This window comes from Chryseobacterium soli, assembly GCF_000737705.1.
GTDB lineage: Bacteria > Bacteroidota > Bacteroidia > Flavobacteriales > Weeksellaceae > Chryseobacterium > Chryseobacterium soli.
Genome location: NZ_JPRH01000015.1, coordinates 1 through 13,364, shown reverse-complemented (window position 1 = coordinate 13,364; position 13,364 = coordinate 1). Strand labels below are relative to the sequence as shown.

Here is a 13,364-nt window from a genome sequence, read left to right as displayed (position 1 = left end):
ATATTAATACCTAATTAAACTTCAGGTAACAGTACACCGCTAAATTTGCCTTCAAAAAAAATGAAGAAGACTTTAGCTACTTTTACAATTTTTTTGCTCCCCCTCTATTTAACAGCACAAGAAATTACCATTTCCGGAAATGTAAAATCCGAAACCGGCACTACTGTTTCCGGCGTGAATATTACTGACAAAAACACAGGAAAATCGGCTACAACCGATGAAAACGGTAATTTTACAATTTCAGCTAATCCCAAGGATATTCTTGAGTTCTATGCCCCGGACTTTTCTGCCTACACCATCGAAGTTTCTTCGAAAAGACAATATTCTGTTGTCTTAAAAAAATCTAATGAAAAGCAGATCGAAGGCGTTGTGATTACCGCTTTAGGAATTGCAAAAAAGAAAGAAAAAATTGGATATGCCACTCAGGAAGTAGGTACAAAGCAGTTTGAAACCATCACTACCCCGAGCATCGGAAATTTATTCTCCGGGCAGGTTGCCGGGTTAAATGTTTCTAATCCTACCGGAATGCAACAGGCACCCCAATTTACTTTAAGAGGAAATTCGAACCTTGTTTTTGTTATTGACGGCGTGATTGTCGAAAAAGAAGTATTCCAGAATCTGGATCCTAATAATATTGAAAACATCAACGTATTGAAAGGCGCAACGGCTTCTGCATTATACGGTTCAAGAGGAAGATACGGAGCTGTTTTGATCACTACAAAAAGTGCAAGAAAGAAGGGTTTCACCGTAGAATTTTCCCAAAACACAATGGTAACAGCCGGATTCACCAATCTTCCGAAAACACAGACTGAATATGGAAATGGGTCCCACGGAAAATATGAATTCTGGGACGGTGCCGATGGTGGAGTGAATGACGGTGATATGATCTGGGGGCCCAAGTTTGTTCCCGGCTTGAAAATAGCACAATGGAACAGTCCTATCCGGGATAAAGTGACCGGTCAGGTTATTCCCTGGTATGGTGCTGTAACGGGATCTCAATATAATGACAAATCAAGATATGAAAGGGTTCCAATTGACTGGCAATATCACGACAACTTAAGTACTTTTTTAAAGCCTGCAGTGATCAATAATAACAGTTTTGCCATCAGCTATAAAAACAATAAAGATACCTACAGACTTTCCGGAAATTTCATGAATTATGATGACCGGGTTCCGGATTCTTATCTGCAGCGTTATGGGCTCAACTTTTCATCTGAAAACCATTTAGGTGAAAAATTAATTTTTGACACTAAATTTAATTTTAACCAGACTTTTACACCCAATATTCCCAACTACGATTATAATCCGAGTGGACACATGTACACCATTCTGATCTGGATGGGCGGCGATGTAGATGGAAGAGCACTTAAAAACCATATGTGGATTCCGGGTCAGGAAGGAAAGGCACAAGCCAACTGGAATTATGCATGGTACAATAATCCATGGTTCGGAGCTGAATATTATAAAAATAAAAACAGGACGGATGTTATTAATGCCCAAACCGGTTTAGAATATAAGGCTACTGAAGATTTTTCTGTAAAAGGAAAGGTTTCTCTTGTCGAAAACCACAATAAGCAGGAAATATTAAGCCCTTATTCTTATTTCAATTATAGTGCACCCCGAAGTGGCGGTTATATTTTGAATGACACCAAAACATGGAATCTTAACTCAGATATTTTAGCGACTTATAAGAAAAAAATATCCGATAATTTTGATATTGCCGTCAACGCGGGTGGTTCTGCATTTTACTTAAAAAATGATATTGATAATGCTTCTACAGACGGCTTGAAAATACCCGAATTGTACAATCTGGATAATTCTGTGGGAGCGGTAAAATATTATGACTATCTTAAAGAGAAACTGATATACAGTGTTTATTCTACGATTGATATCGGTTTATACAATGCATTTTTTATCAATGTTTCAGGCCGTAATGACTGGTCTTCTACCCTGCCGAAAGCCAACAGATCTTATTTTTATCCGTCAGCTTCCTTAAGTACGGTTATTTCTAATCTGGTCAAAATGCCTGAAGCCATCAATCTATTGAAAGTATCGGCCTCATGGGCAAAAGTAGCTTATGACTTCCAGCCCTATTCAATTAGAAATTACTACCTGAACAATAGCGGAGTTACCTATAACGGAAACCCTACTTTCTATTATCCTACCACTTTGAATTATGAGAATTCCTTAAAGCCGGAGCAGACCAAATCATACGAATTAGGGCTAAGCCTGGGTTTGTTTAAAAATAGAGTAACACTGGATGCAACGTATTTCAGGACTTTAGATTATAATAATATTCTTCAGTTCCCAAGTGCGCAGTCTTCGGGATTCACCTCACAATATGTGAATGGCAATGAATATACGACCCAGGGTCTGGAGATCTCATTAGGATTGGTTCCGGTAAAAACCAATAATTTCACCTGGAAATCTTTGATCAACTGGAGTACGTATGAACAAAAGCTGACTTCTATCTATGGTGATATGCCGAATTATAATAACATCAAACTGGGCGAAAGAATGGATACGTATTATGATTATACCTGGCAAAAATCTCCTGATGGAAAAGTGATCCTGAATGCGAATACCGGTATGCCGACAAGAGCTACCACCCCAAGCAATTTAGGACATTTCAATCCGGACTGGACTTTTGGGTTCAATAATACCTTTAAATACAAAAAATTAAGTTTAAATATCGGAATCGACGGAAGCATCGGCGGTGTCATGAGATCTCAGGTTGTAGAAAAAATGTGGTGGGGAGGAAAACATCCTAATTCCGTTGCCTACAGAGATCAGGAGTATGCCAATCCGGGAACCTACTATTTCGTGCCAGATGGAGTGAATTACAATGCCGCAACAGGAACATATACTCCGCATACCAAAGCAATAAGCTTTCAGGACTGGGCGCAAAACTATCCATACCAGGCCCGAGTGACTGAAGATGAAAGTAAATTATTCGCCAATGTATTCGACAGGACGTTTGTAAAATTAAGATCTGTAGTCCTTGAATATGATTTTTCATACCTGCTTAATCCGAAAGGAATGGTGAAAAGTTTTACCGCTAACGTTTCAGCATATAATCTTGCCATGTGGAAGAAATCTAAAAACCTGTATTCTGATCCGGATTTCCAGATTAAAACAGGTAATGACATTCAGGACCCGTCCAGCAGATGGTTCGGCGTTGGATTTAATCTTAAATTTTAATTAAAAGCATTTCAATACAATGAAAAACAGTATAAAATCATTATTTGCTGCAGGATTGTTTGCGCTTATCTCTTGCGAAACCAATCTTGATACGATCAATGAAAATCCTAACGACAAGGCCAGCATTGATCCTAAGTTTCTTCTTACTTATGTTTCCAAGTCTGCCTTTCAGGTAAACGGTGATAATATGTATGCCTCCAGAATGATGATCGGGACGGATGGAGAAAATATATACCAGTACATGAAGTGGAATGATGCTTCTTTTGACACTTACTCTTCTGGTCTTTTGAATACGGTAAAAATGATTCAGGAAGCCCAAAAAATCAATAATAAAAATTACCAGGCGATTGGCAAATTTTACCGGGCGTATTATTTTTTTGATTTAAGCATGAAGTTTGGAAGTATTCCGTATTCTGATGCTGTAAAAGGGGAATCTGGGATTACCCAGCCGAAATACGACAGTCAGGAAAGCGTAATGTCAGGAATTTTAACAGAATTAAAGGAAGCCAATGACCTTATCAATACTTCTGATAAAATAGAAGGTGATATCATTTATAACGGCGACGCGACGAAATGGAAAAAACTGATTAATTCTTTTCGTTTGAAAATTTTAATCAATCTTTCAAAAAAAGCGAATGTCGGAAATTATAATGTTGCAACAGAATTTGCATCGATTGCAGGAAGCCAGACATTAATGGCTTCTATTGCAGACAATGGAGAGCTTAAATTTGCTGATGCTGCAGACAGCAGATATACAATGTTCAACAACAGTGGTTATGGATCGAGCTTGTATATGGCAGATTATTTTATCAATTTATTTAAAGCAAGACAGGATCCACGATTGTTCACTTTCGCAGCACAGACCACAGCCGCCAAAGAAGCAGGGAAACCAATTACCGATTTCACAGGATATAACGGAGGAAATCCAACTTCTCCTTATTCCGATAATGCAGCCTTGGTAGCAGCAAAAAATATCTCTAAAGTAAATGACCGCTTCTACAAAGACGCAACGAATGAGCCATCATCGGTATTGAGTTACTCCGAACTGGAATTTATTCTGGCAGAAGCTACAGCCAGAGGATGGATCTCCGGATCGGCAAAAACCCATTATGATAATGCCGTGAAAGCAAGCTTCAATTTTTACCAGACGTATGTTAAAAACGCTAATCTTTACTTCAACGGATTTAATGTGACGACTTATCTGACAACCCCGCTGGTAGTATATGATAACGCAGCCCCGTTACAAATACAATTAGAGAAGATTATGACCCAAAAGTATATGACCATGTTCCATCAGGCACAGTGGACGTCTTATTATGATTATCTGAGAACGGGATATCCTAATTATCCGCTCCAAACCGGAGTGACAGCACCTTTCAGGTTCAGATATCCACAGGCTGAATACAACTATAACAGTGTCAATCTAAAAACAGCTCTTATCTCACAGTACGGGGGAAATGATAATATCAATTCTAAACCATGGTGGCTGCAGTAAAAATCTAACTATTTTTAATATCAAAAAGAAATCGCAGAAAATTCCTGTTATCTTGCGGTTTCTTTCTTATTATTTTGAACATGAACAGAAGAGAATTTTTAGAAAAATCCAGCCTATTATTAGCTGGTCTTGGAACTTCCAGCGTCCTCCATCCATCTATTTTAAAAGCTTTAATGATTGAGCCGGCAGCGGCATCTACTTTCTATGATGCAGAACATGTTGTTATTTTAATGCAGGAAAACCGTTCATTCGACCATACTTTCGGAGCCCTAAAAGGGGTAAGAGGTTTTCTGGATAAAAGAACTTTTGTAAAGCAGGATGGACATTCTGCTTTTTTTCAAAAAAATGATGCAGGACAATATGCTTCACCCGCCCGTTTAGATTTAAGAAATACCAAATCTACCTGGATGAGCTCGCTCCCTCATTCCTGGAGCGATCAGCAGAAAGCATTGAATAAAGGAAAATATGATCAGTGGCTGCAGGCAAAAGCCTCCGGGAACAAAGAGTATAAAGATATTCCGCTTACCCTGGGATATTACAACCGTGAAGACCTTCCTTTTTATTATCAGCTTGCAGACGCATTCACCATATTTGACCAATACTTTTGTTCATCCCTTACCGGAACAACTCCTAACAGGCTTTTCCTTTGGTCCGGAACGATTCGGGAACAGCAAAACGGTAAGGTAAAGGCCAATGTATACAATGATAATATCGATTATGATAAAGCCAGACAGGCAAGATGGAAAAGCTTTCCTGAAATTCTGGAAGAACAGAATGTCTCATGGAAAATTTATCAAAATGAAATAAGCCTTCCGAAAGGAATGTCCGGTGAACAGGAAGCATGGCTGAGTAATTTCACCGATAACCCGATCGAGTGGTTTTCAGCATTTAATGTAAAATTTTCAAAAGGCTATTACCAAAACATTCCTAATGTTATTCAATACCTGAAGCTTGAAATTGAGAAAAAACCAAGTCAGAAGGAAAGGCTTGAAGCACTCATCTCTGAACTTCAGGAAGATCTGGTACAGTACCATCCCGATAATTATTCGAAACTTTCCCAAAAAGAAAAAAATCTTCATGAAAAGGCATTTACCACAAATTCCGGTGACCCCGATTACTGGAATCTGGAAATAGGAAAGGATGACAGCGGAGAAAGGTTGGTTGTTCCGAAAAGTGATGTCCTGTTCCAGTTCCGGAAAGATGTAAAAGAGAAAAAGCTTCCTTTGATTTCTTGGTTAGTTGCCCCGGAACATTTTTCCGACCATCCGGGATCCCCCTGGTATGGGGCATGGTATATTTCAGAAGTTTTAAATATACTGACTCAGGATCCTGAAACATGGAAAAAAACCATCTTTATTATCAATTATGATGAAAATGACGGCTATTTTGATCATGTCCTTCCTTTTGCACCCCCGGTAAATCCCAATCAGCCTGTTGATATGAATGGGAAAGAAGGTGCCGAATATGTAAATAAAACTCAGGAATATATGTCTTCCCAACAATTGAGGGATAGTGAGCGTATTGAAGGAACGGTAGGGCTGGGATACCGGGTTCCGATGATCATTGCCTCACCCTGGACCAAAGGAGGTTTTGTAAACTCTGAAGTTTCAGACCATACTTCGGTTCTGCAGTTTCTGGAGAAATTTATTAAGAAAAAATTCAATAAAGATGCAACCATAGATACCATAAGCGACTGGAGAAGGGCTGTTTGTGGAGATCTTACATCAGCATTCCAATCATCCAGCATAAAAATCCCTCAGATGGATTATTTGGATCAAAAGGAGTATGCAAAAACGATCAATGCAGCAAAAAACAAACCTGTTCCCCATCTGAAATGGTATTCTGAAAGTGAACTCAGCCCACATTTGCTGGAAATTCAGGAAAGAGGAACGAAACCGTCTAATCCGCTTCCATACAATTACCAGGTGAATCTTGAGCACGGAAAAATTAATATGGTTAATTTAAAAGAAAATGGTGTCCCATTATTGATTTATGACAGAACCCAATTTAATGGGCACCACTTGAATTTTTCGTATGCCTTATATTCAAAACAGACCTTATCTCATCATATTGATACAGATGTATATGATTATGAAGTGTTTGGTCCCAATGGTTTCTACAGGCATTTTAAGGGAGAAAAACACATTCAACTAGAAATTTCGCTGAATAATAATATTTCAAAAAACGAAGTTGAATTGATTTTCAGAAAAAGCACAAAGGAAACCGTCACCGTAATGTTAGAAGATTTGTATGAAAACATCCGGAAGAAAATTTCTTTACATAAGACTGAAGAAAAGATCGTTTTTCCTCTTACTAAAAATAAAGGCTGGTATGATCTAAAACTCAATTCAGGAGAAAATATCTGGCAATTTTCGGGAAGAATAGAAACAGGAAAGACATCTATTTCTGATCCACACTGGTCATAAATATAGGATAACTAAAAAAAGAAGCCTTACACTACTTGTCTAAGGCTTCTTTTCATTACTCTGATTTCAGTCATAAAAACGTACTGTTTTTTTTCATAATATAGATTATCCAAAAACATATTTTTTAAAATAGTAAGAATAATTAAATTATAATCCAAAAAAAATATATTTAAACACCACATATTATTGAATTTTTATTAACTTCACTTTACAAAACTATTACCACCATGAAAAATTTCAAATTTTCTCTATCATTATCTTTAATGGCCCTAGCCATCTCTGCTGGCATGAATGCACAGGATACCAATACGGACAATCATACCATAGCAATCACGATTCCGGAAGTTGCACTGGTAGACATTGAACCAGCAGCTACGAAAAATATTACGTTAGGTTTTACCGCTCCTACAGAAGCAGGACTTCCTATTATTCCGAATGCAAGCAATACCACACTTTGGCTGAACTATTCTTCCATTAAATCTGTTGCTGATCCTACCCGTAATGTCTCTGTAAAATTAAATGCTGTTATTCCCGGTATTGATATCCATGTAACCGCAGCAGCAGCTACAGGTGCTGGGGGTGGAACATTGGGTACCCCTTCCGCACAGTTGACATTAAGTGCCGTTGATCAGACCATTGTTTCCGGAATAGGAAGCGCTTACACAGGAAATGGCGCCAATAACGGACATAACCTTACGTATGCACTCGCTGCAGGAAGTGGTCCTGGTGGTGTAGCAGTTTATGCCGATCTACAGGCATCCGCCACTACTGTTGCAACAGTGACGTATACGATTTCAGATAACTAATTCTGAATTTTTCACCTTATAAGTAAGAAGAAATCGATTTATCAGTTTCTTCTTAGTTTTCTATTGCTCTCAATTAACCTAAACTTTACATTCAAAATGATAAAGCGCATTCTCTTTTTTGTTTCCTTAATAATCCCGTTTACTATTTTACAGGCAAGCATTGTCATTCTCAATGGGCTTACCCATAATTATAAAGTAGAAAACGGACAGGTCTATAAGGGTAAAATTGCGATAGAAAATACAGATAACAAACCGCAGAATGTAAAAATATTTTTACAGGATTTCATGTATCAGTCGGATGGAACTATTAGTTATACAAGTCCTCATACAAACGAGAAAACGAATACAGATTGGATCAGGCTCAATACGAATTTCATTACTTTAAAAGCTAAGGAAAAAACAGAAATCTATTATGAAATTATTATACCCAATACTGGTATCAATGCAGGCAGTTATTGGAGCGTGATCATGGTAGAGCCGGTAGAAGATGTAAAACCAAGTGACAGTAAACAGGGAGTTAATATAACTTCTATTATCCGCTATGCCATCCAGGTAATTACAGATTACGATGCTGAAAAAATAAAACCTGATCTTAAGTTTGAAAGTGTAAGAATTGAAAAAGAAGAGGGCAGACAGACTGTAAAAATAGCCATAGCCAATAAAGGAAATATTTATTGTAAGCCTACGGCAGTAATTGAAATCTATAATCGTAAAACAGGGCAAAAAGTGGGAACATTTTCCAGCCAGGCTATGGGGTTATTACCTAAAACATCTAAATCATATCATATTGACATCAATACAATTCCTCCCGGTCAATATAATGCTGTGATTATAGCAACCGATGAAGACGAAAATGCATTCGCCCTCAATGTGGAACTAGAAGTAAAAAATGATTAAAAACTGGATTCTATATTGTATCATTCTATTATTCCCGGTACTTATTTTTTCTCAACAACCTAAAGAATTTGTCAGCAAAAAAGATAGTCTACTGCCTGGAACGGCTACTTCTATTTCCTTTACGATAGAAAATAAAACTTCTGAAAACAAAATCTATGACATTCGGATAGAAACATCCGGGCAGTATATCCAGCCAATCATCACAAAAAGTGAATATTCCATTCCGGCAGGCCAGAATTCGCTCTATATTGTTCCTTTACGTATTGCAGCAGAATGCCCTCAGGGTAATTATACAGTTACCTTACACGGGACAGAAAAAAATAATGGAAATCCACTTCTTCAGTCTTTACCAATATTAGTTGCCGGAAACAGGAAGCTCTCCGTAATGGCAATCAATGCTCCGGAATTTGTAAAAGCAGGAGAAACTATCAAATCTTCTTTCCTGATAAAAAACAGTGGAAATGTAACTGAGAATCTTTTACTGGAAAGTAAAAATGCAATTGTAGATAACGGACCTTCTTTACTTCTATTACCAGGAGAAACAAAAATAGTGACCGTTAGCAAAAATACGAATGCCGATTTAGGAAAAAATGAATATCAGAATCTCAATTTATCCGTTTCCTCTGCTGATCATCCTAAAGAAAATCAAATGGTTTATTCCAGCACCCAGATTATTTCTACCAAACCCATTGAAGAGGATATTTATCACCGGCTACCGGTTTCAGCCTCTTTATCTTTTATCGGAATGCAAAACAGAGGAATGTATCATGATGGCTTCCAGGGAGAAATTTATGGTAAAGGAAGTCTCGACAAAGACAATAAAGGGCAACTTGAATTTCATGCCGTAACTAAAAATCCCGTAGAGTTTAACTCTTTCACTCAATATGAAGAGTATTTTATCAATTACAGAAGGGAAAACCTTTTTGCTCATCTCGGCGATAAAACATATACTTCGTCTTATCTCACAGAATTTGCCCGGTACGGAAGAGGTGCAGAGTTTCGTTATAACTTTAAAAAATTTAGCATAGGCAGTTTTTATAATCATCCCAGATTTTTCCGGGATATTAAAGATGAATTCAATATCTATTCGACCTTTAAGCTGAATAAAGAATCTGAAATTACAGCAGGTTATTTATATAAAATCCCACGAACTGAAGATCCTGGCTTTAGTCTTAATGGTCTAAAATTGGACTCTAATGCTCATCTTCCATACGCAACAGGAAAATTTAAACTGAATAAAAATCTTGATGTCTCCGGTGAAATAGCTTACAGCAAGACAGACCGAACAGAAGGCAGCGCTTATATGATGCAGTTTTTGGGAAGCTTTGAAAAATTCAATGGGAATATAATGTATATGAGATCAAGCCCTCAATTCGCAGGCTACTTTACCAATACAAGTACATTTAATGGAAATCTTCAATATAAATTCTCAAAGCGCCTCAATTTATTTGCCAATTATGTACAGGATGCCAGAAATTTCCAAAGAGATACTTTATATTTAGCGGCACCCTACAGACAATATCTTCAATACGGCATCAATTACAGGTATGCGAAAAAAGGATCGGTGATGCTTTACAACGGATATCAAAAATATCAAGACCGTCTGGAACCTAGACAATTTAATTATTATGAAAGATTTTTCAGACTCACCATCGACCAGCAAATAGGGCTATTTCAACTAAACCTACAGAGCCAATGGGGTAAAACGGATAATTATCTGTCTGGATTTACCGGAAATTCAAGTTTCTATACTGCTAATCTGGCTTTTGAAAAATTTAAAACCTCTTTTAATTTATATGGAAGTTATGCGATAACATCAAGGTATCAAATGCAAAATGAGAAGCAAATTTACTATGGAGCGCGCATTCTAAGCAGATTTACTGATAAAAACTATTTAAGTATTTTTTACCAGAATAATTATCTTCCGGAAGAATACTATAATGACCGGAACCTATTCGAGATTCTTTTTCATCAACAGATTATTCAGGGACATGAGGTTGATATTTCCGGACGTTATGCTTTACAGAGAGGAGAATTGGGAAATAAAGATTTTATATTTTCATTACGCTACACATTGCGCCTAAATGTACCGGTGCAGAAAATTGCAGAATACACTACTTTATCAGGAAACATCCGCAATATGGGTGCGAAAAAAATAGAAGGGATAAGACTAATGATGGGAAGTCATCTTTCCATCACAGATAAAAATGGTGATTATATATTTAAAAATGTAAGCCCCGGAGATTATCTGCTGGAAATAGACCGCTCAACAACCGAAATTAATGATATTGCTGATATATCACTACCTGTACAGATACCTTTAAACAATAAAGAGAACATTTTCAATTTTGGATTAACGACGGCCTCAAAAATCCAGGGATTTATTCAATTTCATGAACCTGTTGAGAATAATCAGCTGAGCTTTGCTCAATATCAATTTAAAAAAGAGAAAAAGAAAAGGGAAAGTATCATTATTGAAGCATCGAACGGAGAACAAATCTATAGAAAAGTAGGTTTTATAGGAGAAAAATTTGATTTCACCTATCTGCGCCCGGGAAACTGGAATGTAAAATTATACCGAAACGGACTGGATAAGCGGTATAAGATCTCAGTAGATACCTTTAGCTTTATATTAAATCCTTCGGAAACAAAAGATCTTACCATTAATGTCGTGAAACAGCAAACGGAAGTTAAATATCAGCAAGAGTCCATAAAAGTAGGATATAATGAAATAAAAAAGAAAAAATGAAAAATCTAAATGTCATACTATCTATATTTTTCCTGCTACTATCGGGCACCTTATTTTCACAAACTACCGGAAGTAGTTCAGTTGCTGTAACATTACCTGTTGTAACATTAATGGATATAGAACCCACCGGAAATATAACACTCAATTTTGTTGCTCCTACAGAAGCAGGACTAGTAATAGTAAATCCCGCTGTCAATACGACCAAATGGATTAATTATTCGTCTGCTATTGCTCCCGCAGGGCTTACCCGAAGAATTACCGCTTCCATCAACCCGGTCATTCCCGGTGTCAGTATAAGAGTACAGGCCGCTGCTGCTTCCGGATCGGGTGGCGGCACTTTAGGAACGTCTTCAGGGCTGGTCACTCTTACTGCTACCGCAGCTACAATTATCAGTGGAATTGGCGGAGCATTCACAGGAAATGGAATCAATAACGGCCATCAACTTACTATTAGTCTTATTACAAATACATATGCCAACCTATCAGCCCGCACCAGCACTCCGGTTGTTATTACTTATACCATCACAGAGTAAATTAAAATATTATGAAGTCTAACTGCTATTTTTCCGAAAACTGTTTTCTCACAAAATATCTATCAATTTTATTACTTCTTCTATGCAGCTATTATGTGAAAGCACAAACCTTAACAGTTACTGGTACAGCCTGGACTGTCCCTATCACTGCTATTACTGAAGCAGGTACTAATTACACAGGAACTTATCAAAGTGCTGCCAATCAAGTCTTATTAGCTGCAAGTGTTCCATTAGTTCTGGGAAATGCCAAAGTTTCTGTACATTATCAACCTAATCCTACATGGAACAGTGCTCTGATTTTATCTGCCAGAAGAACAGGAAATGGAACTACAGTCTGTGTATTATGCAGCATAACCGGAGGTACCACCTATGTAACACTTACACAAACGGATATTGAACTATTCCGAATCAGTGCAGTTCTCGCGCTTGGAGCTTATAATAATATCCCAATACAGTTGGAATTATCAGGGGTATCTGTCACAATCCCGGCAACAAACTATAACAGTAATGTAGTTTTTACAATAAGTGGTATTTAATCTTATTTCAATATCGACAGGAATAATAATATTTTGAGATCTGTTCTATAATTGATTTTAATTTTTGAATAGGATCTGCATATTTCGGTTAAAGCCGGTGGATATTTTTATTGGTTGATTAGTTATGATTAATTAATTAATTTATTGATTCATTGAGGTGACCGAGCTAAAGTCCGCCCCTATCGAATATTTCCTACGCGGGATAGAATATAGGGTTTATGAACTGCTGTTATTGTGATTTATTGTGTGCGATTATCGTTTGCACCAGCAAGAGTGATGTTAGTGATATAATGATAAAGTTATTACCTGAAATAGAATGCGGGAGGAGATTGATGTATATTAATGGATAACAGTATAATATTGCTTAATCTAAATAATTTGGTGTGGTACAATCAATATGGGAAGAAGATTTATGGATATGTTCGCTCCTATTGAATATTTCTTACGCGGGTAGAAAGAGATGATTGATGCAATTAATTGTATCTACACTGTTACATTCTTACATTGGTACATTAATACATTTGAAGTATTACACAAAAAAAAGTCTCATGCAACTAAATGTATGAGACTTTTAATAAAAACTGGCGGCGTCCTACTCTCCCGCTTTCGCAGTACCATCGGCGCTGGCAGGCTTAACTTCTGTGTTCGGAATGGGAACAGGTGAGCCCTGCCGCTAAAACCACCCTAAATAAGGTATATGATGCAGCATGTATCTATGTAG

General features: G+C 37.3%; 8 protein-coding genes and 1 rRNA gene. 8 read left to right on the top strand and 1 reads right to left on the bottom strand.

Going from position 1 to position 13,364, the window contains the following annotated elements:
* Positions 1-60 precede the first annotated feature (60 nt).
* The 8 genes from IW15_RS21020 (at position 61) to IW15_RS20985 (ending at position 12,643) form a co-directional block, all read left to right on the top strand.
* Positions 61-3,201: a SusC/RagA family TonB-linked outer membrane protein gene (locus IW15_RS21020; RefSeq protein ID WP_034715413.1), complete on the top strand. Its 3,141-nt coding sequence runs from the start codon at positions 61-63 to the stop codon at positions 3,199-3,201.
* 19 nt (positions 3,202-3,220) lie between these two features.
* A complete protein-coding gene (locus tag IW15_RS21015) occupies positions 3,221-4,696 on the top strand; it encodes a SusD/RagB family nutrient-binding outer membrane lipoprotein (protein WP_034715411.1) in 1,476 nt (491 codons plus the stop codon).
* Positions 4,697-4,776: 80 nt separating this feature from the next.
* Positions 4,777-7,122 carry a phosphocholine-specific phospholipase C gene (locus IW15_RS21010; RefSeq protein ID WP_034715410.1) on the top strand — a complete coding sequence of 782 codons (2,346 nt, stop codon included), beginning with the start codon at positions 4,777-4,779 and terminating at the stop codon, positions 7,120-7,122.
* A gap of 227 nt (positions 7,123-7,349) precedes the next feature.
* Positions 7,350-7,928, top strand: coding sequence for a hypothetical protein (locus tag IW15_RS21005; RefSeq protein WP_034715409.1), 579 nt, complete (start codon positions 7,350-7,352; stop codon positions 7,926-7,928).
* 96 nt (positions 7,929-8,024) lie between these two features.
* Positions 8,025-8,825 carry a WxL protein host-binding domain-containing protein gene (locus IW15_RS21000; protein WP_034715407.1) on the top strand — a complete coding sequence of 267 codons (801 nt, stop codon included), beginning with the start codon at positions 8,025-8,027 and terminating at the stop codon, positions 8,823-8,825.
* On the top strand, positions 8,818-11,574 hold the full coding sequence (locus IW15_RS20995) for a COG1470 family protein (protein WP_034715405.1): 2,757 nt from the start codon (positions 8,818-8,820) through the stop codon (positions 11,572-11,574). Before IW15_RS21000 ends, IW15_RS20995 begins: the two co-directional genes overlap by 8 nt.
* On the top strand, positions 11,571-12,107 hold the full coding sequence (locus tag IW15_RS20990; protein ID WP_034715403.1) for a hypothetical protein: 537 nt from the start codon (positions 11,571-11,573) through the stop codon (positions 12,105-12,107). The genes IW15_RS20995 and IW15_RS20990 overlap by 4 nt, the downstream gene beginning before the upstream one ends.
* 11 nt (positions 12,108-12,118) lie before the next feature.
* Complete coding sequence (locus IW15_RS20985; RefSeq protein ID WP_185097437.1) at positions 12,119-12,643, top strand: hypothetical protein; 525 nt, start codon at positions 12,119-12,121, stop codon at positions 12,641-12,643.
* Between the two features lie 579 nt (positions 12,644-13,222).
* On the opposite strand, the gene rrf is transcribed toward IW15_RS20985, so the two are convergent.
* Positions 13,223-13,330: ribosomal RNA gene (gene rrf / locus IW15_RS20980) — 5S ribosomal RNA — on the bottom strand.
* Positions 13,331-13,364: the final 34 nt, after the last annotated feature.